The 24,460-nt window shown below is 70.0% G+C and carries 21 protein-coding genes and 1 tRNA gene; 16 read left to right on the top strand and 6 right to left on the bottom strand.

Annotated elements, in window-relative coordinates:
* The first annotated feature begins 17 nt into the window (after positions 1-17).
* Both AMK21_RS01200 and AMK21_RS01195 read left to right on the top strand, forming a co-directional pair.
* Positions 18-1,334, top strand: a complete 1,317-nt coding sequence (locus AMK21_RS01200; RefSeq protein WP_079181042.1) for a cyanophycinase — start codon at positions 18-20, stop codon at positions 1,332-1,334.
* Between the two features lie 98 nt (positions 1,335-1,432).
* On the top strand, positions 1,433-2,362 hold the full coding sequence (locus AMK21_RS01195) for a MurR/RpiR family transcriptional regulator (RefSeq protein WP_073873263.1): 930 nt from the start codon (positions 1,433-1,435) through the stop codon (positions 2,360-2,362).
* 177 nt (positions 2,363-2,539) lie between these two features.
* Here AMK21_RS01195 and AMK21_RS01190 read toward each other — a convergent pair whose 3' ends face one another.
* Positions 2,540-2,983: a winged helix-turn-helix transcriptional regulator gene (locus AMK21_RS01190; RefSeq protein WP_073873261.1), complete on the bottom strand. Its 444-nt coding sequence runs from the start codon at positions 2,981-2,983 to the stop codon at positions 2,540-2,542.
* Between the two features lie 221 nt (positions 2,984-3,204).
* On the opposite strand from AMK21_RS01190, the gene AMK21_RS01185 reads away from it, so the two are divergent.
* From AMK21_RS01185 to glmS, 9 genes are all read left to right on the top strand, one after another.
* Positions 3,205-4,647 carry an MFS transporter gene (locus tag AMK21_RS01185; RefSeq protein ID WP_073873259.1) on the top strand — a complete coding sequence of 481 codons (1,443 nt, stop codon included), beginning with the start codon at positions 3,205-3,207 and terminating at the stop codon, positions 4,645-4,647.
* Positions 4,644-5,279 (top strand): GNAT family N-acetyltransferase, encoded by a 636-nt coding sequence (locus tag AMK21_RS01180; RefSeq protein ID WP_073873256.1) that lies wholly within the window; start codon positions 4,644-4,646, stop codon positions 5,277-5,279. Before AMK21_RS01185 ends, AMK21_RS01180 begins: the two co-directional genes overlap by 4 nt.
* A gap of 350 nt (positions 5,280-5,629) precedes the next feature.
* Positions 5,630-7,078: a pyridoxal phosphate-dependent decarboxylase family protein gene (locus AMK21_RS01175; RefSeq protein ID WP_073873254.1), complete on the top strand. Its 1,449-nt coding sequence runs from the start codon at positions 5,630-5,632 to the stop codon at positions 7,076-7,078.
* Positions 7,062-8,339, top strand: a complete 1,278-nt coding sequence (locus AMK21_RS01170; RefSeq protein ID WP_073873252.1) for a lysine N(6)-hydroxylase/L-ornithine N(5)-oxygenase family protein — start codon at positions 7,062-7,064, stop codon at positions 8,337-8,339. Before AMK21_RS01175 ends, AMK21_RS01170 begins: the two co-directional genes overlap by 17 nt.
* Positions 8,336-8,905 carry a GNAT family N-acetyltransferase gene (locus AMK21_RS01165; RefSeq protein WP_073873250.1) on the top strand — a complete coding sequence of 190 codons (570 nt, stop codon included), beginning with the start codon at positions 8,336-8,338 and terminating at the stop codon, positions 8,903-8,905. The genes AMK21_RS01170 and AMK21_RS01165 overlap by 4 nt, the downstream gene beginning before the upstream one ends.
* The gene (locus tag AMK21_RS01160) at positions 8,902-10,680 is read left to right on the top strand and encodes an IucA/IucC family protein (RefSeq protein WP_073873248.1); all 1,779 of its coding nucleotides are present in this window, start codon (positions 8,902-8,904) and stop codon (positions 10,678-10,680) included. The genes AMK21_RS01165 and AMK21_RS01160 overlap by 4 nt, the downstream gene beginning before the upstream one ends.
* A gap of 155 nt (positions 10,681-10,835) precedes the next feature.
* Positions 10,836-11,720 carry a DUF4429 domain-containing protein gene (locus tag AMK21_RS01155; RefSeq protein ID WP_073873246.1) on the top strand — a complete coding sequence of 295 codons (885 nt, stop codon included), beginning with the start codon at positions 10,836-10,838 and terminating at the stop codon, positions 11,718-11,720.
* A gap of 86 nt (positions 11,721-11,806) precedes the next feature.
* A complete protein-coding gene (locus tag AMK21_RS01150) occupies positions 11,807-12,082 on the top strand; it encodes a hypothetical protein (RefSeq protein ID WP_073873244.1) in 276 nt (91 codons plus the stop codon).
* An 84-nt stretch (positions 12,083-12,166) separates the two neighbouring features.
* Positions 12,167-13,996: a glutamine--fructose-6-phosphate transaminase (isomerizing) gene (gene glmS, locus AMK21_RS01145; protein WP_073873242.1), complete on the top strand. Its 1,830-nt coding sequence runs from the start codon at positions 12,167-12,169 to the stop codon at positions 13,994-13,996.
* Between the two features lie 111 nt (positions 13,997-14,107).
* Here the strand turns inward: glmS and AMK21_RS01140 are convergent, their stop codons facing one another.
* Positions 14,108-14,629 (bottom strand): universal stress protein, encoded by a 522-nt coding sequence (locus tag AMK21_RS01140; protein WP_026241330.1) that lies wholly within the window; start codon positions 14,627-14,629, stop codon positions 14,108-14,110.
* 895 nt (positions 14,630-15,524) lie between these two features.
* Between AMK21_RS01140 and AMK21_RS01135 the strand changes: the two genes are divergently transcribed.
* The 4 genes from AMK21_RS01135 (at position 15,525) to AMK21_RS01120 (ending at position 19,394) form a co-directional block, all read left to right on the top strand.
* Positions 15,525-16,745 (top strand): helix-turn-helix domain-containing protein, encoded by a 1,221-nt coding sequence (locus AMK21_RS01135; protein WP_073873240.1) that lies wholly within the window; start codon positions 15,525-15,527, stop codon positions 16,743-16,745.
* 10 nt (positions 16,746-16,755) lie between these two features.
* A complete protein-coding gene (gene orn / locus AMK21_RS01130; protein ID WP_073874193.1) occupies positions 16,756-17,361 on the top strand; it encodes an oligoribonuclease in 606 nt (201 codons plus the stop codon).
* A 120-nt stretch (positions 17,362-17,481) separates the two neighbouring features.
* Positions 17,482-17,554, top strand: a tRNA-His gene (locus AMK21_RS01125).
* Between the two features lie 637 nt (positions 17,555-18,191).
* Positions 18,192-19,394: a VanZ family protein gene (locus AMK21_RS01120; RefSeq protein ID WP_073873238.1), complete on the top strand. Its 1,203-nt coding sequence runs from the start codon at positions 18,192-18,194 to the stop codon at positions 19,392-19,394.
* Between the two features lie 121 nt (positions 19,395-19,515).
* Here AMK21_RS01120 and AMK21_RS01115 read toward each other — a convergent pair whose 3' ends face one another.
* The 3 genes from AMK21_RS01115 to AMK21_RS01105 all read right to left on the bottom strand — a co-directional run bounded on the left by AMK21_RS01115 (position 19,516) and on the right by AMK21_RS01105 (position 21,887).
* The gene (locus AMK21_RS01115; protein ID WP_073873236.1) at positions 19,516-19,947 is read right to left on the bottom strand and encodes a hypothetical protein; all 432 of its coding nucleotides are present in this window, start codon (positions 19,945-19,947) and stop codon (positions 19,516-19,518) included.
* 477 nt (positions 19,948-20,424) lie between these two features.
* Complete coding sequence (locus AMK21_RS01110) at positions 20,425-21,078, bottom strand: sortase domain-bontaining protein (protein WP_073873234.1); 654 nt, start codon at positions 21,076-21,078, stop codon at positions 20,425-20,427.
* A gap of 11 nt (positions 21,079-21,089) precedes the next feature.
* Entirely contained in the window at positions 21,090-21,887 is a 798-nt protein-coding gene (locus AMK21_RS01105; RefSeq protein WP_073873231.1) for a hypothetical protein, read from the bottom strand.
* Positions 21,888-22,311: 424 nt separating this feature from the next.
* Between AMK21_RS01105 and AMK21_RS01100 the strand changes: the two genes are divergently transcribed.
* Complete coding sequence (locus AMK21_RS01100) at positions 22,312-22,794, top strand: hypothetical protein (protein ID WP_234421791.1); 483 nt, start codon at positions 22,312-22,314, stop codon at positions 22,792-22,794.
* 388 nt (positions 22,795-23,182) lie between these two features.
* Here the strand turns inward: AMK21_RS01100 and AMK21_RS01095 are convergent, their stop codons facing one another.
* A complete protein-coding gene (locus AMK21_RS01095) occupies positions 23,183-24,058 on the bottom strand; it encodes a DUF4394 domain-containing protein (protein ID WP_073873229.1) in 876 nt (291 codons plus the stop codon).
* Positions 24,059-24,460: the final 402 nt, after the last annotated feature.

Genomic DNA, 24,460 nt, shown 5'->3' with positions numbered 1-24,460 from the left:
GACCTTTCGGAGGTTCCATGCGTACCCCGTTCCGCTCCCGACGTTCCGTGCTGGCCGGCGGCGGCGCCGCCGCGCTCGTGCTCACCCTGGCCATCAGCCCGACCGCCATCGCGGACACCGACCGGCCATCGCGGAAGAGCGGTTCGCTGGTGCTCGTCGGCGGCGGCCTCAAGGAGGACAACACCCAGGTCTACGGCGAGATCATCGAGCGGGCGGGCGGCGACCGCGCCCGCATCGGCGTGATCACCGCCTCCTCCGTGCCCGCCAGCCAGGACCCGTACGCCGACGATCCCGACAGGTGCAGCAACTCCGAGTGCAACGGGGCGTACTACTCGGACGTGTTCAAGCGGCACGGCGCTGCCGACGCCCAGTGGATCCCCGTCGACCTCGACCACATCGCGAACGCCGACTCGCAGACCGTCGTCCGGCAGGTCAACGCGATGACCGGGTTCTTCTTCGGCGGCGGGGACCAGTCCCGCTACCTCACCACCCTCCTGGACGGGGCAGCGCACACCGACTCCAAGGTACTCGCGGCCATCCGGGCCAAACTGGCGGCCGGGGCCGTCGTGTCAGGCTCCAGCGCGGGGGCGCAGATCACCGCGGGCGCCGACATGGTGACGGGCGGCGAGTCGTACCAGGGGCTCCGCGACGGCAGCAGCCCGGGCTACTTCGAGGACGCGACACGCCTCGGATACGAGCCGCAGGGCGGTTTCGGCCTCCTCCGCTCCGGGCTGATCGACACCCACACCGGGGCGTACGGCCGCGAGGGCCGCGCGATGCGACTGGCGGCCGACACCGGGCACGACCGGGTGTACGCCCTGGAGGAGAACACCGCACTCCTGGTGGAACACCCCGGCGGCCCTCGCGAACGCGTACGGGTGATCGGCCCGCGGGGAGTCGCCGTGTTCGACCTGCGGCGGGCCCGCGTGCACGAGGGGCCGAAGGCGGCCGGGACGCGTGGCGGCAGCTGGTCGCTGACCGGCGTGCGTTACGACTACCTGACCGATGGGGACCGCTACGACCCCCGACTCCGGCTCACGCTCCCGGCGCCCGGGAAGCGGTCTTTCGCACCCCGCTCGACCACCCCCGTACCCGCCAACACCGACGTGTTCCACTCCGTGGCCAACCCCTCGGGCGCCCCCTACTCCTTCCTGACCACCGCCCGAGCCCTGGCGGCCACCCGTGCCCAGCGCACGGCCGAGGCCACGACCTACGAGGACGGGCCGCGCTTCACGGTCACCTTCACCAAGGCACCGGGCTTCACCGCATGGAGCGGCGACGGCGCCACGCCGCAGACCCTGACCGGGCTGAGCATTCGCGTGGCCGACCGGTAACAGCCCCGGGCCCTCCGGCGGGACCGGTCGAGAGCCGTGACCTGTTCCGCCAGTAGGCTCCCGGAGACCCAGCACGCCTCGGAAGGGAATCGGACACGATGGCCTCACCCACGCTCGCCGACGACATCCGGCAGAAGCTGGGCGAGCTCAGCCCGGCCGAGCGCAAGGTCGCCCGGGTACTCCTGGCCGGATACCCGGCGGCCGGGTTCGAGACCATCGCCGTACTCGCGGGCCGGGCCTCCGTCAGCGCACCCACGGTGATCCGCTTCGTCAACCGGCTCGGCTACCAGGGCTTCCCCGACTTCCAGGCCGCCCTCCGCGAGGAACTCGACGCGCGCAACGCCTCCCCGCTCTCCCTCTACGAGTCGGCCGGCTTCGGCCGGAGCGGAACGGACGACGCCGAGGACGCGGGCACGCCTGACGACGGCACACACCGCGGTACGCGCGGAAGCACCGGCACGGACTCCTCACTTCTACGCCACGGCAGCCAGGTCTTCACCGGCGCCGTGACCGCCACCCTCGCGGAGCTCCCCCCGCACGACTTCGAGCACGCGGTGCGATTGCTCTCGGACCGCAAGCGCCGCATCACCCTGGCCGGTGGCCGCTTCACCCACCTGCTCGCCCAGTACCTCGGCCTGCACCTGATGCAGTTGCGCGACGACGTACGGTTCCTGCCCGACCGTGACGTCGAACGCACCGCCGTCCTCGCCGCTCTCACCCGCCGTGACGTGCTGGTCGTCTTCGACTACCGCCGCTACGAGAGCGACAAGACCACCATCGCCACACTCGTCCAGGAGCGGGGCGGCAAGGTGGTCCTGTTTACCGACACCTGGCTCTCCCCCGCCGCCCCCCACGCCGAGGTCGTCCTGCCCAGCCGGGTCACGGCCCCCTCCCCCTACGACAGCCTCGTACCGACCCTCGCCGTACTGGAGACCGTCGTGGCAGGCGTCATCACGGCCCTGGGCGACGACGCCCGCAGCCGAATGCAGCACGGCGAGGACATCGCACGGCGGGCAGGGCTCTACTGACGCGTCATCGGCGATGATCCCGCAAGGTCACGCTTGCCCGACCACCCACTCCGGACTCTCCCCGGCCGCGTCGCGCAGGGGAGCCGGCGGCCTCCGGTGTCCAAGAGATCGGACCAAGCCGCTTGATGCGTCCCCGGCGGCGCCGATCGTCGACGTGGCGCCCGAAGCCCCGCGGTATCAGGAGACCGGCATCCCGTCCTCCTGTCGGCTGTCGTACTCCGCACGCGCCCTGGCGATCTCCTGCTGGTGGCCCTCGGTCCAGTCGACCAGGGACCGGATCGTCGTGTGCAGGGTGGCGCCCATCGGCGTGAGCTCGTACTCCACGCGCGGCGGGACGACCGGGTAGACCGTGCGCCGCACCAGGCCGTCGCGCTCCAACTGACGCAGGGTCACCGTCAGCATGCGCTGGCTGATGCCGTCGATCAGCCGGCGCAGCTCGGAGAAGCGCAGTGTCCGGCGCTCCAGGTGCGCTATGGCGAGCAGCGACCACTTGTCCGCGACGCGGTCGAGGATCTGCCGCACCTCGCAGCCCTCGCGGACATCCCAGTTGCTGATGTCGAAGTCCTGCTCAACCTCGGTATGGCCGCAGTTACTCGGTGACTTCAAAGTGCCTTCTTCCATGGTTCCCCAGCGTGCCGCATGCTTCGAGTGGTTACAACAGGGAACCGACCAGCACTTCGGTAACTCCGCTTTCGGTCGCGCCAATTGAGGACTTGCACCCTCGACTCCCACCCCACGAACCGCCGTTGCGGCGGTTCGCCATGCCCGCTTCCTCATCCCTCTCCCCTAGGAGAAGTTCCGTGTCCACATCACCACCCCTTTCGAGCAGCGGCACCGTCCGTATGACCGGGCGCGCGTGGGGCGTGCTGTTCGTGCTCTGCGGGGCCATCTTCCTCGAAGGCATCGACGTGGCCATGCTGAACGTGGCCATGCCCGCGATCCGCGCCGACCTGGGGCTCTCCACCGGCACCCTCCAGTGGGTGATGAGCGCGTACCTCCTCGGCTACGGCGGCTTCATGCTGCTGGGCGGCCGGGCGGCCGACCTGTTCGGGCGCCGGCGGATGTTCATCCTCTGGCTCGTGGTCTTCCTGCTCTTCTCCGGTCTCGGCGGGCTGGCCACCGAAGGGTGGATGCTGATCCTCGCCCGGTTCGTGACGGGGGTCTCCGCCGCCTTCATGACCCCGGCCGGTCTGTCGATCATCACCACCGGCTTCCCGGAGGGGCCGCAGCGCAACAAGGCCCTGCTCGTCTACTCCGGCACCGCGGCGGGCGGCTTCTCCATCGGCCTGGTCGTCGGCGGCCTGCTCTCCGCCATCGACTGGCGCTGGGTGTTCTTCGCCCCGGTCATCCTCTCCTCCGTCATCCTTCTCGCCGCGCTGCGGCTCGTCCCGAAGTCACCAAGTCCGGACCGGACCGGGCGGGGCGTCGACCTGGCCGGAGCGGTCACCGTCACCGGAGGCATCCTGCTCCTCGTCTTCGGCGTCGAGCGGGTCACGCACGCCTCCGCCGCCTGGACGACCGGCACGATCGGCACCGCGGCCCTCCTCTTCCTCGCCTTCGTCCTCATCGAGCGCCGCTCGGCCTCGCCGCTGGTGCGCCTGGGCCTCTTCCGCAGCGGGTCGCTGGTCCGCGCCAATGTGTCGGGGCTGCTCTTCGCCGCGGGCTTCTTCGGGTTCCAGTTCATCGCCGTGCTCTATCTCCAGGAGCTGCGGGGCTGGTCGTCCCTCCAGACGAGCTTCGCCCTGATCGTCATCGGCGTGGACGCGGTCCTGTCCCCGCTCCTCACCCCGAAGCTGGTGGCCCGGTTCGGCAACGCGCGCGTCATCTTCGGCGGACTGCTCCTGGCCTCCCTGGCGTACGCGCTGTTCCTGCCGCTCACCGCGGACTGGACCTACCTCGCGATGCTTCCGAGCCTGGTCCTGCTCGGTGTGGCCTTCTCCCTGGCGTACGGTCCGCTGACGATCACGGCCACCGACGGCATCGCCGAGGAGGAGCAGGGCGTCGCGGGCGGGCTGCTCTACACCTCCTTCCAGTTCGGTGCCGCGCTCGGCCTGTCCGCCGTCGCCGCCGTCAACATCGCGGCCACCGAGGGAACTTCGCCGACCGCCCTGCTCGACGGCTACCGAGCGGCGCTCGTCGTCCCGCTCGCCGCCGCCCTGATCGCCACCGCCGTCAGCGCCTTCGGTCTGCGACGCCGGTCGGGCAGCCCGTCCGGGGCGGGGACTGCCTCCTGGCCGGAATCCGCTGGACAGGCCGACCGGCCGTCCGGCAAAGTCCCCGCATGAGCCACTGGCCCCTCCGCGGCCTCCGCATCCGCACACCCCACCTCGAATCGCGCCTGCCCGACGAGGCACTCCTGGACGAGCTCGCCTCGGTCGGCGCCGGCGGGGTGCACGCCCCGGACCGGATGCCGTTCCTCGTGCCGTGGACCGACGGCGAGTCCGACGAGGTGGGCCGGGCCACCTACCAGCACGTGCTGAGCACGATCGCCGGGTGGTCGGCCCAGGAGTGGCACCTCTCCCTGGCCGTCCTCCACGAGGGCAAGGTCGTGGGGCGGCAGGACGTGATGGGCCAGGAGTTCGGCGTACGGCGGGAAGTGGTGGCCGGGTCGTGGCTCGGCCTCCCGCATCAGGGCCAGGGCATCGGCACGGAGATGCGGGCCGCCGCCCTCCACCTGGCCTTCGAGGGGCTCGGCGCCCGGAACGCCGTCTCCGAGGCCAGGATGGACAACGCCGGTTCACTCGGCGTCTCACGGCGGCTCGGGTACGAGCCCGACGGGCTCCAGGTCCAGGTGATCCGCGGGGAGGCCGTCACCTTGCAGCGGCTGCGGCTGGACCGGGCCGGGTGGGAGAAGCACCGGGGCGTGGACGTCACCGTGGAGGGACTCGACGCCTGCCGGGCCGACTTCGGGGTCTAGTCCTCAGATCGGCAACCCGTACGCGAACGACGGCCGGGGCGCGGTCACCGTCTGGTACGGCGCCCCCGCCGGAGCCTGGCCCGTCCGTCTGCCGCTCCTGGCCCGCCCCGGAGGAGCCGGGGAGTAGCCCACCGAAGAGGCTCCCCCGCACCCCGACAGCCACCCGCAGCGCACCGGCGGCACCCCCATAAGTGAATAGAAGCGGACGAATTCCACATCCACCAGGGGTGAGGGGGTGCCGGTGATCTAATTAGGTTAGGCTACCCTCACTTCAACATCGTGTCCCTCGTCCCCCTTCTTCCTGCCCGGAGGGACGCGATGAAGTTCCCCTCACCCGGGAGGACCCCTTCATGCGTTCGCACCTGCTCAACAACACGACTGCGGAGCACTACCGGCGTACCGTCACCGCAGGAGTGGAACGGGTCGCGGCCAAACTCGCCGCCACCGAGCGCCCCTTCAGCGGGGTCGGTGTCGACGAGCTCTCCCCCGTCGTCGACGCGATCGACCTCGACCGGCCGCTGGGCGACGCCACCGCCGCTCTCGACGAGCTCGGCGAGGTCTACCTCCGCGACGCCGTCTACTTCCACCACCCGCGCTACCTGGGCCACCTCAACTGCCCGGTCGTCATCCCCGCCGTCCTCGGTGAGGCGGTGCTCTCCGCGATCAACTCCTCCCTGGACACCTGGGACCAGAGCGCTGGCGGCACCCTCATCGAGCGCCGGCTGATCGACTGGACCACCGAGCGGATCGGCCTCGGACCGGCCGCCGACGGCATCTTCACCAGCGGCGGTACGCAGTCCAACCTCCAGGCCCTGCTGCTGGCCCGCGAGGAGGCGAAGGTCCGGCCCGAGCACTACACCCGGCTGCGGATCTTCACCTCCGAGTGCAGCCACTTCAGCGTGCAGAAGTCCGCCAAGCTCCTCGGCCTCGGCCCGGACGCGGTCGTCTCCGTCCCGGTCGACAGCAACAAGCGCATGCAGGCCGTGGCCCTCGCCCACGCCCTGGAGAGTTGCGTCGCCGAAGGCACCGTGCCGATGGCCGTCGTCGCGACCGCCGGCACCACGGACTTCGGCTCGATCGACCCGCTGCCCGAGATCGCCGCCCTGTGCGAGCGGTTCGCCACCTGGATGCATGTGGACGCCGCGTACGGCTGCGGGCTGCTGGCCTCCCGCGAGCGGCGCGGTCTCCTCGAAGGCATCGACCACGCCGACTCGGTGACCGTCGACTACCACAAGTCCTTCTTCCAGCCGGTGAGTTCCTCGGCCGTCCTGGTCCGCGACCGGGCGACCCTGCGCCATGCCACGTACCACGCGGAGTATCTGAACCCGCGCCGGATGGCCGAGGAGCGGATACCGAACCAGGTCGACAAGTCCCTCCAGACGACCCGCCGGTTCGACGCGCTCAAGCTGTGGATGACGCTGCGCGTCATGGGCGCCGACGGCATCGGCGAGCTGTTCGACGACGTCTGCGAGCTGGCCGCCGAGGGCTGGAAGCTGCTCGACGCCGACCCGCGCTTCGACGTCGTGGTGCAGCCGCAGCTCTCCACGCTCGTCTTCCGCCACATCCCGTCCGGCGTCACATCCCCGGACCGGATCGACCGCGCCAACCTCTACGCCCGCAAGGCCCTGTTCGCCTCCGGCGAGGCGATCGTCGCGGGCACCAAGGTCGGTGACCGCCAGTACCTGAAGTTCACCCTCCTCAACCCCGAAACGACCGTGGACGACATCGCCGCGGTCCTCGACCTGATCTCCGGCCACGCCGAGCAGTACCTGGGAGACTCCCTTGACCGCGCTTCCTGACCCCCACGACTTCATCGGGATCGGGCTCGGCCCGTTCAATCTCGGACTGGCCTGTCTGACCGAGCCGATCGACGAACTGAACGGCGTCTTCCTGGAGTCCAAGCCGGACTTCGAGTGGCACTCCGGAATGTTCCTCGAAGGGGCCCATCTCCAGACGCCGTTCATGTCGGACCTGGTCACCATGGCCGACCCGACCTCGCCGTACTCGTTCCTCAACTACCTGAAGGAGCGCGGCAGGCTCTACTCGTTCTACATCCGGGAGAACTTCTACCCGCTGCGGACCGAGTACAACGACTACTGCCGCTGGGCCGCCGCCAAACTGAGCAGCATCCGGTTCAACGAGACCGTGGAGGCGGTGACGTACGACGAGGGCAGCGGGCTCTACACCGTGACCACCGCCGCCGGGACCGTCCTGCGCTCCCGCCACCTGGTCCTCGGCACCGGGACCCCGCCGTACATCCCCGAGGCGTGCCACGGTCTCGGCGGGGACTTCCTGCACAATTCCCGCTATCTGGAGGGGAAAGCCGAGCTCCAGAAGAAGAAGTCGATCACCCTGGTCGGCAGCGGGCAGAGCGCGGCGGAGATCTACTACGACCTGCTCTCCGAGATCGACACGTACGGCTACCGGCTCAACTGGGTGACCCGCTCCCCGCGGTTCTTCCCGCTGGAGTACACGAAGCTCACGCTGGAGATGACCTCCCCGGAGTACATCGACTACTTCCACGCCCTGCCCGAGGAGACCCGCTACCGGCTGGAGACCGGGCAGAAGGGACTCTTCAAGGGCATCGACGGGGAGCTGATCGACGCGATCTTCGACCTGCTCTACCAGAAGAACCTGCCCGGCCCGGTCCCGACCCGGCTGCTCACCAACTCGGCTCTCCTCAGCGCGCGTTACGACGCGGAGGGCGGCGCGTACAGCCTGGGGCTGCGCCAGGAGGAGCAGGGCAAGGAGTACGAGCTCACCACCGAGGGGCTCATCCTCGCCACCGGCTACCGCTACGAGGCGCCCGCCTTCCTGGCGCCGGTCACCGGCCGGCTGCGCCACGACAGCCGGGGCCGCTTCGACGTGGCGCGCAACTACAGCATCGACACCACCGGGCGCGGGATCTTCCTGCAGAACGCCGGGGTGCACACCCACTCGATCACCTCGCCCGACCTGGGCATGGGTGCCTACCGCAACGCGTACATCATCGGCGAACTGCTCGGCCGTGAGTACTACCCGGTCGAGAAGTCCATCGCCTTCCAGGAGTTCGCGATATGAATCACCCGCACGGCAACCCTCCGGGCAAGCTGGGCGACTTCACCGTCCGCCCCCTCGACCCCATTTCCGACGCCGAGCTGGTGCACGGCTGGGTGACCCACCCCAAAGCCGCCTTCTGGCTGATGGGCGGGGCGAAACTCCAGGACGTCGAGCGGGAGTACATGGCGATCGCCGCCCACCCGCACCACGACGCCTTCATCGGCCTGCACGACGGCGAGCCCGCTTTCCTGATCGAGCGGTACGACCCCACCGAGGTCGAACTGAAGGGGCTGTACGAGGCGGAGCCCGGTGACATCGGGATGCACTTCCTGGTCGCACCGACCGACGCCCCGGTGCACGGCTTCACCCGGGCCGTGATCACCGCCGTGATGGATTTCCTCTTCACCGACCCGTCGGTACGCCGGGTCGTCGTCGAGCCCGATGTGACCAACAGCGCCGTGCAGGCCCTCAACAAGGCCGTCGGCTTCGAGGTCCTGCGGGAGATCGCCAAACCGGAGAAGGACGCGCTGCTCAGCGCCTGCACCCGCGAGCAGTTCGAAGCAGCAACCGGAGGAACCGACCGATGACGACCGCCCTCACCGACAGCGTCGCCCACCTCTCCCCGGGCCGCTGGGCCACCGCAAACCGACTGCTGGTCCGCAAAGCACTGGCGGAATTCAGCCATGAACGGCTGCTGACCCCCGTTCCGCTCGGCGAGGACCGCTACACCCTCCGTAGCGACGACGCGGGCACGGAGTACCGTTTCACCGCACGCCTCTTCGCCCTGGACCACTGGCAGGTCGAGGCCGGGTCGATCACCCGGCACCGGCACGGGTCCGAAGTTCCGCTCGACGCACTGGAGTTCTTCATCGAGCTGCGGGCGGCGCTCGGCCTGGCCGAGGAGATCCTGCCGGTCTACCTGGAGGAGGTCTCCTCCACTCTGGCCGGAACCGCCTACAAACTCACCAAGGAACCGGCCACCTCCGGCCAGCTCGTCGCCGCCGGTTTCCAGGCCATCGAGACCGGGATGACCGAGGGCCATCCCTGTTTCGTGGCCAACAACGGCCGGCTCGGCTTCGGGGTCGGCGAGTACCGCGCGTACGCCCCCGAGGCCGCCTCTCCGATCCGGCTGGTGTGGCTGGCCGCCCGCCGCGACCGGGCCACCTTCACGGCGGGCACCGGGTTGGACTACAACGCGCTGGTCGAGGGCGAGTTGAGCGAGGAAACCCGGGAACGGTTCGCCGCCACCCTGCGCTCGCTCGGCCTGGACCCGGAGGCGTACTTCCTGCTGCCCGTCCACCCCTGGCAGTGGTGGAACAAGCTCGCCGTCACCTTCGCGGGCGAGCTGGCCGAGCGCCACCTGGTCGTGCTCGGGGAGGGCGAGGACGCCTACCTGGCCCAGCAGTCGATCCGTACGTTCTTCAACACCGACCACCCCGAGAAGCACTACGTCAAAACGGCGCTCTCCGTCCTGAACATGGGCTTCATGCGCGGCCTGTCCGCCGCCTACATGGAGGCCACGCCCGCCATCAACGACTGGCTGGCCGGGCTCATCGAGCGCGACGGCCTGCTGACCGCCGCCCGGTTCTCGATCATCCGGGAGCGGGCCGCGATCGGCTACCACCACCGGTCGTACGAGGCGGCCACCGCCAAGGGCTCGCCGTACCTGAAGATGCTGGCCGCGCTCTGGCGCGAGAGCCCCGTCGCGGGTCTGGAGCCGGGCGAGCGGGTCGCCACGATGGCCTCCCTGCTCCACACCGACCACGAGGGCCGCTCGGTGGCCGGGGCGCTCATCGAGGAGTCCGGGCTCGACCCGCAGGTGTGGCTGCGGCACTACCTGGACGCCTACCTGGTGCCGGTGCTGCACAGCTTCTACGCCTACGACCTGGTCTACATGCCGCACGGCGAGAACGTGATCCTGGTGGTGGAGGACGGGGTCGTCACCCGCACGATCTTCAAGGACATCGCCGAGGAGATCGCGGTCATGGACCCGGACGCGGTGCTGCCGCCGAAGGTCGACCGGATCCGGGCCGAGGTCCCCGAGGACATGAAGCTGCTGTCGGTCTTCACCGATGTCTTCGACTGCTTCTTCCGTTTCCTGGGCGCCGGCCTGGCCACCGAAGGGGTCCTGGACGAGGACACCTTCTGGCGGACGGTCGCGGAGTGCGTACGCGACTACCAGAAGGCGGTGCCGCATCTCGCGGAGAGGTTCGCGCAGTACGACCTGTTCGAGCCGGAGTTCGCGCTCTCCTGCCTCAACCGCCTCCAGCTGCGCAACAACCAGCAGATGGTCGACCTCAACGACCCTGCGGGAGCACTTCAGTTGGTGGGCCGCCTGAAGAACCCGATCGCGAAGTTCTGAGCGGTCCTCACAGACCGGTGAGCGCCCGGGAACGGTCTCCCGGGCGCTCACCTCTTGTGCGGGGCGCAGGAGCTCCGCCAGGTACGTATCGCGGCGCGGTGTACGGGTCAAGGACCGGGCCCGCTCCCCTACGCCCGGCTGGCAGAATCGCGGGCATGGCAGAAATCATCCAGCGCGACGGAACGTGGACGTTCGACGGGGAGACGGTACGCATCGTGCCGGGGGGCAAAGCGCATCCGGTCCGGCTGGCGCTGGGTGAACTCGCTGTCCCCGTCGAGGCCTTGTCCGGTATCTCGTTCGAGCCGGACCGCAAGGGCGGCCGGCTGCGGCTCCGGCTGCGCGGGGGCGCCTGCCCGGTGCTGCGGGCCGCCGACGGGCGCCTCAAGGACGGCGCCGACCCGTACGTCCTGACCGTGGAGAAGGACCGCACGGGGGTGGCGGAGTACTTCGTCGACGAGGTCCGCAACGCGCTGCTGATCGAGCAGGTCCCCGAGGGGCCGGTGGACCGCTTCCTGCTGCCGGGGCCCTCGCTCCCGGTCTCCGGCGGGGGCGGTGACGGCACGGCCTCCTTCGACGGCGCGACCGTGCGGCTCACCTGGAACTGGAAGGCCGAGGAGTCCAAGACCGCGAGCGGCCCGGCGACCTTCCCTCTGGCACGGATCGCGGGGGTGCGCTGGCTGCCCGCGATAGGCCTGGAGAACGGCTACCTGCGGTTCGAGCCGGTGGACGGGCCGGTCTCGGCCCCGCCGAAGTACGACCCGTACTCCCTGGAGCTGTGGGGGATGTCCAAGAAGGAGTACACGGCGGTCGTGGTCGCGGCGGCGGTGCTGGCCCGGTTGCCGCAGGCCCGTGCGGCCGTGGACGCGCCCGCCGGGGCCCCGGTCCTCGCCAAGGCGCCCGAGCCCGCCGCCGTACCGCCCGCCGACGATCACGACGTCCTGCTGCGGCGGCTGCGGGAGCTGGGCGAGCTGCACCGGGCCGGGGTCCTCACGGATGAGGAGTTCAGCACGGCGAAGCAGGCGATCCTGAGCCGAATGTGACCGATTCGAGCACCGCCCGGGGTCGCCCCTGCCCGATATCGGGCAGATTTCTTGCATACGAGCGCCCAGTCGCGCAATATCGACGGGTGCTTGAACGCCGCTCGTCGCACGACGACCTCATCGATCACCTCGTACGCTCCACCGCGCTCCAGCGCGGTGAGGCGGCCCGGGTGATCCTCGACGTGCTGGCGTACTTCGACGAGAGCACCGACGACTTCGTCCGGCGCCGCCACCGCGAACTGCAGTCCGGTGGCCTGGTCAACACGGAGATCTTCGAGCGGATCGCGGCCGAGCTGCCGCGCCGCGCCGTGGCGCCGCCGGAGCTCTCGCTCCGCCAGCTGCGCCGCATCGTCTACGGCTGACCGGCCGCGGCAGGTCGCCGGGGCGCCCGTGCGGGCGCCGAGCGCATGCATGTACGTGTACGTCGAGGAGGGGCAGAGAATCTCATGTGCGGGATCGTCGGATACATCGGAAAGCGTGACGTGGCACCGCTGCTGCTGGAAGGCCTGCAGCGGCTCGAGTACCGGGGGTACGACTCCGCCGGCATCGTCATCACCAGCAGGACGGCGGCGGGCAAGCCCGGCACGCTGAAGATGGTCAAGGCCAAGGGCCGGGTCCGCGAGCTGGAGGCCAAGGTCCCCAAGCGGTTCGCCGGCACCACCGGCATCGCCCACACCCGCTGGGCCACCCACGGCGCCCCTAGCGACGAGAACGCCCACCCGCACCTGGACGCGGAGAACAAGGTCGCCGTCGTCCACAACGGGATCATCGACAACGCCTCCGAGCTGCGCGCCAAGCTCACCGCCGACGGCATCGTCTTCCTCTCCGAGACCGACACCGAGGTGCTGGTCCACCTGATCGCCCGTGCCCAGGCGGACACCCTGGAGGAGAAGGTCCGCGAGGCGCTGCGCCACGTCGAGGGCACGTACGGCATCGCCGTGATGCACGCCGACTTCAACGACCGCATCGTGGTCGCCCGCAACGGCTCCCCCGTCGTCCTCGGCATCGGCGAGAAGGAGATGTTCGTCGCCTCCGACGTCGCCGCCCTGGTCGCCCACACCCGCCAGGTCGTCACGCTGGACGACGGCGAGATGGCCACCCTGAAGGCCGACGACTTCCGTACGTACACGACGGAGGGCTCGACCACGACGGCCACGCCGACCACCGTGGAGTGGGAGGCCGAGTCGTACGACATGGGCGGCCACGACACGTACATGCACAAGGAGATCTTCGAGCAGGCCGACGCCGTGGACCGGGTGCTGCGCGGCCGGATCGACGACCGCTTCTCCACCGTGCACCTGGGCGGCCTCAACCTGGACGCCCGTGAGGCGCGCGGGGTGCGCCGGATCAAGATCCTCGGCTGCGGCACCTCGTACCACGCGGGCCAGATCGGCGCCCAGCTGATCGAGGAGCTCGCCCGCATCCCCGCCGACGCCGAGCCGGCCTCCGAGTTCCGCTACCGCAACCCGGTCGTGGACCCCGACACGCTGTACGTGGCGGTCTCCCAGTCGGGCGAGACGTACGACGTGCTGGCCGCCGTGCAGGAGCTGAAGCGCAAGGGCGCCCGCGTCCTCGGCGTGGTCAACGTGGTCGGTTCCGCGATCGCCCGGGAGGCCGACGGCGGTACGTACGTCCACGCGGGCCCCGAGGTCTGCGTGGTCTCCACCAAGTGCTTCACCAACACCGTGGTCGCCTTCGCCCTGCTCGCGCTGCACCTGGGCCGCATCCGGGACCTGTCGGTCGCCGACGGCAAGCGGATCATCGACGGGCTGCGCCGGCTGCCGGAGCAGATCAGCGAGATCCTGGCGGGCGAGGACGAGATCAAGCGGCTGGCGGCGGAGTACGCGGACGCCAAGTCGATGATGTTCATCGGCCGGGTGCGGGGCTACCCGGTGGCCCGTGAGGCGTCGCTGAAGCTGAAGGAGGTCTCGTACATCCACGCCGAGGCCTACCCGGCCTCCGAGCTGAAGCACGGCCCGCTCGCGCTGATCGAGCCCGCGATGCCGACCGTGGCGATCGTGCCGGACGACGACCTGCTGGAGAAGAACCGGGCCGCGATGGAGGAGATCAAGGCGCGCAGCGGCCGTATCCTCGCCGTCGCGCACCAGGTCCAGGAGAAGGCCGACCACACCATCGTCGTACCGAAGAACGAGAACGAGCTGGACCCGATCCTGATGGGCATCCCGCTCCAGCTCTTCGCGTACCACACGGCCCTGGCGATGGGCCGGGACATCGACAAGCCGCGCAACCTGGCGAAGTCGGTCACGGTCGAGTAGTCGGCAGTGCGTACGCGAGTTGGGCCCCGCACCGTCGTTCCGAGACGGCACGGGGCCCAACTCGTTTCGTGACGAGGCCTTCTGGCGGCCCCTCAGGGCTCGCGGGACGCCTCAGGGGATGACGACGACCGGGCGCTGGGCGCGGCGGGCGAGACGGCCCGCCACCGAGCCGAAGATCCGGCCGACGATGCCGTGCGTGGAGCCGACGACGATGGCGTCGGCGGAATACTCGCGCCCGACCTCCTCCAGCTCGTGGCAGATGTCGCCGCCGCGCTCCACCAGCACCCAGGGCACGTCGGAGAGGTAGTCCGCGCAGGCCAGCTCCAGGCCGAGGACCTCGGTGCGGTGATCGGGGACGTCGACGAAGACGGGGGGCTCGCAGCCCGCCCAGACCGTCGTCGGGAGCCGGTTGGCCACGTGGACGATGATCAGGCCCGAGCCCGATCTGCCGGCCATGCCGATCGCGTAGGCGAGGGCCCGCTCGCTGGAGGTGGAACCGTCGAAACCGACCACCACTCCGTGCCGGAAGGCGGGATCGCACGCATGGCGTGCTTCTTCGACCGTCCGCGGCTCCGACCGGGGGTCGGCTACCTGCTTGCGGTCTTTGGGTTCAGGGATTTCGTGACCGGCCATCGGTGTCTCGGCGAAGAGAGTCCTCGTGAGGAGGGAGCGGTTTCGAGAGGTGTGTCAGCTGACGGTGTGGCTCTGTCCGGGAATCATCTTCCCAACCCCATACCCCCAAGGGTACGGCGTCACTCCTCAGCTGCCCAGACCCCCGCAAAGCACGCGTGACGTTGGAGGGAGCATGCCCGAGGCGGTCCGGTATGGCAATGCCGGTTGTGTCGTACACGGGCCTCGGAGGCTCCGGACGAGGGTGACCGCCCTGTTTTCCGGGGCGTCCGGCGGCCACGTGGACCACGGAGGCCGCCGCCCCGGCGGGCAGTGCCGGCGGCCGGCCCGTGCCGCCGATTCTCCGCGCCCGCCGCCCCATCGGTCGGTAATCCGGTCGCCGCCGCCCCGGGAGCGGCCGCGCCCCGGCAGCCCACCGCGTCCAACCCCGGCGCCCCGAACACGCCACGCCCCACCGGGCCGAGGGAGCGCACCGGGGCGGCCGTCAGACGGAAGTTGTGCGCCCGGCGTGACTGGAACTGGCGCACACAACCATTTGTTTTCAGCCAACTTCACATCCTGGCCGAACCCTTCGCGGAATGGCCGGACAGCCCACCGCCCGCCGGACAGGAAGAGACCGCGCGGTACGCTTTCACCCGACGCGGACGGGCCACGTTCGCGAGGGGCACTTCCCTGTGCGCTTCGCGGGTGAAACGCTTCGTGATCGAACGCTTCACGCCACGTTTCCTTATCGACTTAGCGCCGGTGGGGGAAGCTGTCACGGCGGGGCCACGCGACGCAGTAGATTCGATCTTGAAAATCGGGGACTGGGGAAACGTGCGAAACCGAGGGGAAACGTGCAGGAGCGGCAGGCCCGTAAGGACCAGGGAGACGCGAACACCGAGGGGGGCTTAGCGTCATGAGCCAGGACTCCGCCACCGCGACGGAGGCCGCACGCAAGCTGACCGGGCGGCGACGCCGGGAAGTCGTTGCCGTGCTGCTCTTCAGCGGCGGCCCTATCTTCGAGAGCTCCATCCCGCTCTCGGTTTTCGGAATCGACCGGCAGGACGCGGGAGTTCCCCGCTACCGCCTGCTGGTCTGCGGCGGCGAGGACGGACCGCTGCGCACGACGGGTGGACTCGAACTGACCACGCCGTACGGCCTGGAGGCGATCAGCAGGGCCGGCACCGTGGTGGTGCCCGCCTGGCGGTCGATCACCTCGCCGCCGCCCGCCGAGGCCCTGGACGCGCTCCGGCGCGCCCATGAGGAGGGTGCCCGCATCGTCGGCCTGTGCACGGGAGCCTTCGTGCTCGCGGCGGCCGGACTGCTGGACGGCCGGCCCGCGACCACGCACTGGATGTACGCACCGACGCTGGCCAAGCGCTATCCGTCGGTGCACGTCGATCCGCGCGAACTCTTCGTGGACGACGGCGATGTGCTGACCTCCGCGGGTACGGCGGCCGGTATCGACCTCTGCCTCCATATAGTCCGCACCGACCACGGCACCGAGGCGGCGGGCGCGCTCGCCCGCAGGCTCGTCGTACCGCCCCGGCGCAGTGGCGGACAGGAGCGCTACCTGGACAGGTCTTTACCTGAGGAGATCGGCTCCGACCCGCTCGCCGAGGTCGTGGCCTGGGCGCTGGAGCATCTGCACGAGCAGTTCGACGTGGAGACGCTCGCGGCGCGCGCCTACATGAGCCGGCGGACCTTCGACCGCAGGTTCCGCTCGCTCACGGGGAGCGCACCGCTCCAGTGGCTGATCACCCAGCGGGTGCTTCAGGCACAGAGGCTACTGGAGACCTCCGACTACTCGGTCGACGAGGTCGCCGGCCGCTGCGGCTTCCGCTCACCGGTCGCGCTGCGCGGGCACTTCCGCCGCCAGCTCGGCTCCTCCCCCGCCGCGTACCGGGCCGCCTACCGGGCCCGTCGTCCGCAGGGGGTGGCGGAGAGCGCCGCGACGGCGCTGGAGACGGTCGTGCCCAGCCAGGGCTCGCCGTCGGGCCGCAGGGGCGCTCCGGTGCCGTCCGGCGCCCCGGCCTCCGCATCGGCGTCGGCGGGCTCCTCGGAGCACTCGCTGCCGGTCCCTGACGCGTACGTTCCCGGGCGCCCGGCCCTGCCGGGACAGCGGAGCGCCCCGTAGGGTGGGGCGCATGAACGACCGCATGGTGTGGATCGACTGCGAGATGACCGGGCTCTCGTTGACGGACGACGCACTCATCGAGGTGGCCGCCCTGGTCACCGACTCGGAGTTGAACGTGCTCGGCGACGGGGTGGACATCGTGATCCGCCCGCCGGACGCGGCCCTGGAGACCATGCCCGAGGTGGTGCGGCAGATGCACACCACCTCGGGCCTCCTCGACGAGCTGGCCGGGGGCACCACCCTGGCCGACGCCGAGGAGCAGGTCCTGGCGTATGTCCGCGAGCATGTGAAGGAGCCGGGCAAGGCCCCGCTCTGCGGAAACTCGGTCTCCACCGACCGCGGCTTCCTGGCGCGCGACATGCAGAAGCTGGAGGGCTACCTCCACTACCGGATCGTGGATGTGTCCTCGGTCAAGGAGCTGGCCCGCCGCTGGTACCCGCGGGCGTATTTCAACAGCCCCGACAAGAGCGGCAACCACCGGGCGCTGGCGGACATCCGTGAATCCATCGCGGAGCTGCGCTACTACCGGGAAGCGGTCTTCGTCCCGCCGCCCGGCCCGGACTCGGAGCGCGCCAAGGAGATCGCGGCGCGCCATGTGGCCCGCGCCACACCGTAGAGAACCGCTGGTCACGGGCGCGTGAGCGCCCGCGGACCGGCCCCGGGAAACGGGGGCGCGAGCACCCTCCCGGACCCTGTACACTTTTTCTCGTCCGGTCGGAAGCGACCGGACGACATGGTGGGTATAGCTCAGCTGGCAGAGCACCTGGTTGTGGTCCAGGATGTCGCGGGTTCAAGTCCCGTTACTCACCCTTGAAGGCGAAGCCCCTGACCTGCGGAAACGCAGGTCAGGGGCTTCTTCGTGTTCCGGGCTGGCCAACGTGCGCCCCATGGCAACGATCAGGAAGCGGGTCCGCAAGGACGGAACGGCGAGTTACCAGGTCCGCTGGCCCCAAGGAGGGCGCGGCGGTACCTGGGAGGCCGAAAGGTTCGAGGACGTGGAGCAGGCCGACGCGTTCAAGAAGCTCGTCGACGCCCACAAGCAGCAGTGGCCCTACGGGTGGGTCCCCGGCTGCTGCCGGCCGCCGTGGACGAACGCGTACTGGACCGCCTGCGTACAGCCCGGGCTCAGGCACGGGAAGCGGCTTGGCTGCAGGTATGTGAGACCCGCTCCGGCATACCGGCGGCCAAAGCCGGTGAACGGGAAGTGCCGGTCTGGTCCTGACTACGACGCCACACTGCTCGGGCGCGTGGCCGGGACGGGTCATCCGGTGCACGCGGACCCGTGGTCATGCGTGACGGCGGTCCGCGGGCCCTACTCTGGTAACCGGCACGCACGTCAGCTCCCGGGCGTGGCCTGCCCCTTCGGGTCGGCCGTTTCGCCGTGCCATCAGCTTCCCGCAGTCCGCGGCGGAGCCGGTCGTCCGTCAGCCGCAGAGAGCTCGTTCCGTGTTCCGCACCTACCTGTTGCCCGTCGAGGCCGCGGTGACCTTGTTCCCTCTCGTCGCCGCGGTGCTCCTGGGACCTGCCGCGGTCCGCGGGTACCGCAGGCGTGGCCGGGCAGGTGGCTGGCCGGTTCTCGTGTTCTACAGCTTCGTCTTCTACCTGCTCGCCGCGCTCCTGCAGACGGTGATGCCGCTGCCCGCCGACACCGGCGCACACTGCGCCTCCGTCCACTACGCCGCGGAACCGCAGTTGGAGCCCTTCGCCTTCCACGCCGCGATCTCCTCGGCAGGCGGCGGCAACTGGTCACCCGGAGCGCTGGCACATCTCACCCCTGCCTGGACCACGCTGCTCAACGCCGTGCTGCTCCTGCCGCTGGGCGTCTATCTCCGTTACTACCTGCGGCACCGGCTGATCCGTGCGACGTCCGCGGCTTTCGTCACCTCCCTGTTCTTCGAAACCACCCAGTACACGGGGCTGTGGTTCGTCTACGCCTGCCCCTACCGGCAGTTCAACGTGGACGACCTCATCCTCAACATTGCCGGCGCGGCCCTGGGGTGGATCGCCGCCGGCCCCCTCATCCGCCTGCTGCCCGTCAACGACCCCGACCGCGAACGCCGCCGCTACGCGGGGCGCGTCACCCTCACCCGTAGGCTCTTCGCCTTCTTCACCGACCTGGCCGGCTGGCTCATCGTCTGGACACTGGCCACCGGTCTGCTCGCCGTCGCCACCTCCTGGCCTACCGGCCGCCACTACGCGCTGCCGATCGGCGCCGCCCTCGGGCTGGTCTGGTTCTGGCTGCTGCCGGTCGCCTTCGCGACCACCCCCGGCAAACGGGCCGTGCTCCTGCACCTCACCCGGCCCGACGGCACCCGACCAGGCGTGCTGCGCCTCACCCTGCGGGCCTGGATCGTGTACGGCCCCCTCGCCCTGGCCTGGACCGCCCTGGCCCACCACACCGGGGCGCTCGACCTCCCCGCGCTCGCCGGTCGCCTGCTCCCACACCTCACGCTGCTCACAGCTGTCTTCATCTGGGGAGGCCCAGCTCTGGCAGTCCTGCTCCGCCGGGAGCGGGGAACCGGATACGAACGGTGGTCCTCCACCGTCAACACAGCCCTCCTCAGCCCCCGCCAAACCCCTGTTCCGCCCCCGCGAGAGGCCGCAGAGGCGCACTCGTCCGATCTCCGCGTTCCCGACGCCGATCACTGACTCCGGTCTCCGGCCATCGGAAGCGGGACGCGTATCCCCGGCGGACATCCGCGAGACGAGAGAGAGCACACTCTGTCCGGGCAGCGCCCGTAGGCCCGGTGCTTCGCAAACCGGTGCCGGGTCAGGACGCCGTGGCGATGATGAGAGCGTAGGAACCGATGCCGGTCAGCGCGGCACCCGGATGCTGGTCGTTGGCGCTGTGCACGGCCAGGACAGCTCCGGTGTCGGTATCGATGTCGATGCCCTGGAAGGTGCCTGCCTCGACACCCTGGTCGGTGAGGATGCGGCGACCGACCAGGTCCTTGCAGACGGCGGCGGGGGCGGCGAGATCGCCGTCGGCGTCCTGCAGGGCATGGGTACGGGCCATGACCGCGTCGTGGCCGATGGCCTGGACGTCCTCCCACGTGAGGAAGGAGCCGGAGCGGCCGGCCTTCTTCAGTCGCAGGGCGAGCAGTGGGATGTACACCGTGTGCTCCTGGCGGCCGAGCGCCTCGGTCGAGGCCACCTGATAGCCGACGACGGTGGCCGCGCTCGCGCTCACCTCGATGACCACGTCCGTGACCTACGTCAGGCCACCAAGCAACGGCACGCCCGCGCTCTTCTCCGGGTAACCATGTGACCGAGCAAGAGACGTGGTCGAGCCAGCCGACTCCCCTCCGGGCCCGTCCAGAGGCACAGCGCCTTCACCGCCGTGCGGCGGTGCTCCCGCTCCCGCTCGTGCGGTGGCGTGGGACAAGGAGAGGCAAGCCGTCCCGCGCCGTCCCGCCCCCGCGCAGCCTCCGGCTCAGCGCGCGGAAGCAGCTTCGGTGGCGGGGCGATGCGGTCTGGCTCCAGCCCCACCTGGTACGGGTGCATGCACACCGGGGTCCGGTCAGTTCGGACCTGATGCGGCGGAGCGACCTCGGCCTGGCCCTGACTGGGCCATCTCGCGCCATGCCCGCTGGGGCCTGTGGCTGGGCGACAGAGCCTCGTCCGATCCGGGCAGTGAGCGTCCCCGGTTCGTGGGACTCTCCGGTTCTCGTGGGCGCGTTCAGCGTTGGCGTACTCGGGCTGCAGGTGTGGCGGTGACGACGAGGTTGGCCGTGTAGGTGCGGGTGGTGGTGTCCCAGTCGGCGCAGGTGATCAGGGTGAGGAGGGGCTGGGTGGTGGGTGCGTAGACGGATTGGGAGGGGAAGTTGTTCTTGTCGTAGATGTTCAGGGCGGTGACGGTGAAGTGGGTGATGGATGTGTCGCGGCGGTGGACGGTGATGCGGTCGCCCTTGCGCAGGGCGCCCAGTGGGTAGAAGGCGGCTGGTCCGCGGGTGGTGTCGAGGTGTCCGACGAGGAGGGCGTTGCCGCGTTGTCCGGGGGTGACGGATCCGGAGTACCAGCCGGCGTGGTCTCCCTGGTCGGGGAGGGCGATGGTTCCGTCTTCGGCGGTGTCGACGGTGTCAATGGCTGCGTCGAGGCCGACGGCTGGCGCGGTGATCCGCACGGGCTGCGAGGGGCCGAGCACCGGCAGGCCCCTGTCTGCCGTGGGCGGTGTGGGTGTGTGGTGGGTGCGGGCGGCTGCGGGGGGCGTGGGCGGGGGCTGCGCAGGGTGCGCGAGGGCCGCCAGGGCCAGGAGGGTGATCCCGGTCGCGGCGCAGGCGGTGGCCGCCGCGGTGTAGGCACCGCGGCGGCCGCTGTTGTGGCTCAACGCCATGGCTGAACGGGTCAGTTCTGGCGGTTCGCGCGGCGGCGCAGGACGAGGGCGCCGCCGGCTGCGGCCAGGAGCGCTGCTCCGGCCGCCGCGGTGGTCACGGTGCTGACGGGTGTGTCCGAGGCGGCGAGCTGGGTTCCGCCCTGGCCGCCGTGGACGGGCCCGTCGGCGGACTTCTTCAGCGCCCCGCACAGGGCGGGGTTGGTGGCCTCGGCGGGAAGCTTGGGGTCGAGGTCGCTGGGCCCGAGGTTGTCGTCGTACTTGCCGTTGTTGTTGTAGTCGATGCCGTGGACGACGACGACACCGGTTCCCTCGCGCAGGCTCTGGGCGGCTTCGTCGCTGAGCTTGATGGTGCGCTCGTAGTGGTAGTCGGAGCCGACCGGGAACCGGTCCACGGCCAGACCCGAGGCGGGGCTGGTGTCGCCGGTCGTGGTCAGCGACGTGCCGATGCTCCCGTAGAAGGGGAGGCCGTCGGTGGTGTTGAGGGACCGCTTCCCGTTGCGGACCTTGGCCGCCGACTCCGGCGGGCAGACGCCCTTCGCCGCGATGTGGAAGTGCTGAGCGTGGGGTGCGCCGGCCAGCAGACCGCTGACCTTCATCTTCACGTGGGCCTCGTTGCCCTTGAGGCGGACCTGGGCGGTTCCGTAGCCGGTGACCTTGTTGACCTTGAACGGATCGAGCTGCGCGTGCAGCGTCATCGCGCGGTCACCGTGCTTCTTGTGCGAGTCGTCCGCCAGCGCCGGTGAGGCCAGAGCCACAGCAGGCGCCAGGACGGCCAGCGCAGTCAGGATGCGGACAGCAGACTTCGACATGCAGATCTCTTCTCTCTGTCAGTGCGGGGGCAGGCGCACGGAGGTCTCCGCCTCGTGTGCGTACCTGCCGTTACCGAGACTGACTCTCTGCCACTGTTCGCGCACCGGCCACCGCAGCCGCCTCGCTCCGCCGCCCACCATGCGGCAGCGCTCCACCACACCTGCGGGCCCAAGGGCCCGCTCAGCGGGGGCTACCGCGCCGGCGGCACAGGCAGAGCTCTCGTGGGCACGTCCACGCATACGGGTGCATCCATTGAGGCATTCGGGCACGGGCGAACGAGCAGGGGGAGAGCCCCTCCTGCGCTTTTGCGGGGAGCGGGCCGCAGGGGGCGGTCGAGCAAACAGGCTCGGAGACTCTCCCTTGCGCCGACAACGCGGTCAGCGCGCTCTTCGAGGGGTGCCAGGTCCGGCCCAGGATGAGCCTGTGGCCGACGCCCCGGGCAGGCCGACGCCTTTGAGTCAGCAGGCGGCGGGCCAGGCCGGGCAGTTCGACGGGACCTCGCTCGTCTTCCTGGCCGGGGGCAGCGACACGGGTGTCGCACCCGGCAAGATGAGCGGCACGGCCAACGACGGGAATACAGGCTTCACGCTGCCGCGGGGTGCGACGGGCTTCTTCGTGCCGAAGGACGACCCGCTTTCGCGTACCGACCTGCCCGCGTTTCGAACCGCTCTGTATGTGGCCGCCCGAGTCGTCGAAGGCCAGGTGGGCGAGGTCGAGGTCCAGGAGTACCCCCGGACCTTCCACACCGCGTCAGTCGCCGATCGCACCGGCGAGAGCGTCATCCTGTGTCACGCTCATCTCCCTTGGGTCGCCTTCGCTCAGGAGCGCCGGAATTGGAGCAGGGAGGAGTTCCTCCCCCTCCTTCATGGGCCTCCGCTTTCGCTGAAGCGGGCTTCGTGGTTCTGAGCAGCGAGCAACTCGCTACGCCTCTGCCCGACGTGGATACTTCAGTGCTTGCACCGGGTCAGTGGCGCCAGGTCGCTCGTACCGCATCACCACGCCGGGCGGAGTGCTCTTCAACGCATGGGCTTGATGATTATATGCAGCCGCTATCTGACCAGCGGAATGAGTGCCACGGTGCGGCCTGGGCTTTCTGGCGGGCGGACTCGTTCTGAGGGAGTTCCTGCACCTGCGGCGCACGCTCGGCATCGAAGCGTGCCAGAAGGCTGCTCGGTTTGCGTTCCGATCCCCCGGGACTTCGCCACCCTGTATCGCCCATTGTCCGCCGCTCGGAGGAACCGGGGGACGGCCGTCTGTCCGCGGTACGGCCGTCCCCCGCGCAGCGGGTTGTGGCTCAGTGCTGGTTGATGGGCAGGGCGAGGTCGGTGACCTGCCTCTGCCGGGGGAAGGCGCCGAGGTCGCGGGCGGCGCCGGTGAGCACGTCGATCTCATACAGGCGGGCGGTGCCGGCGGTGTTCAGGGTGGCGAAGCCGTGGTTGGTGCCGTGCCTGGGGGAGGTGTAGATGTCGAAGCCGGCGTCCGGGCCCGCGTCGACGCCGAGGTTGCCGGTCGGGGCGAGGGTGCCGGCGTTGGCGGGCGACTGGAGGGAGACGCGGTCGGCGGTGGTGTCGATATCGAAGAGGGTGGTGGCGGTGGCGGGGTTGAGGTCGTTGTTGGTGTAGGCGGCGGCGGTGGCGCCCATGGCGGTGGAGGGCGGCGTGGTGGGGTTGGTGAGGGTGCCGTCGGTGGTGGTGGTGAGGGGGGCGGCGTTGTCGTCGATGTTGTGGCGCAGGTTCTGCCCGGTGTCGCTGATGACACGGAGCCGGTTGGCGGCGGGGTTGAAGTCGACGCCGAAGTGCTTGCCGGAGAGGGCGACGGTGAGCTGGGAGACCTTCATCGCTTTGGCGTTGGCGGTGTTGAGGGTGTAGATGCCGCCCTTGTCGCCGACGCCGTAGAGCTTCTCGTTCTGGACGCGGAAGTCGATGCCGACGACTTTGGTGTCGCCGCGCAGGCTGGACACCTTGCCGATGTTCATGGTCTTGGCCGGCCGGTCGACGGTGAACTCGACCAGGCGCTGGTCGACGGTCAGCCCGATGGCGGTCAGCGCCTTGTGTCCTCGGTGGTCCATGGTGTGTCCGTGGCGGCCGTCCGCGGACGCCAGAGCCGGGGCGGACAGGGCTGCGGCCACAGCTACGGACACGGCGGCGACGACGGTCTTACGAGTACGCATGGTGCTCCCGGTGAAGAGAGGTGTCCCGACCGGAGTGGTCAGCGGGTCAGGAACTGGTTCGAGGCTGAAGCACACACGGATTGGCTGCGGGCGCAAAGGCCACTCCGTTGGAGGAACGAGGCGCGATGAGGGTTGGCCCATGGCGGGTGGCTTCGGCATGGGCCACCGAGCAATCAGGGGCAGGGGCTCGGCGGTCTGCTTCCGATTCTCAGGGGCATTGCGCTCCTGCATTTCCGTTGCGCTGGAAGAGTGACGTTACCGCCCTTCGTTATTGCGAGCACCTTGCAATAAGAGGGCTATAACTCTTTCGGCCCAGCGTGCGGCGTCTGTGTCGTCGTTAATCTTGTGGGGCGTCCGCCCCGCCGCTTTGTCGGTCCCACCGGCCCTTTCGTCCGTCGCGAG

The organism is Streptomyces sp. CB00316, assembly GCF_001905595.1.
GTDB lineage: Bacteria > Actinomycetota > Actinomycetes > Streptomycetales > Streptomycetaceae > Streptomyces.
The sequence above is the reverse complement of the archived record's forward strand: the minus strand, read 5'-3'. Positions and strand labels throughout refer to the sequence as shown.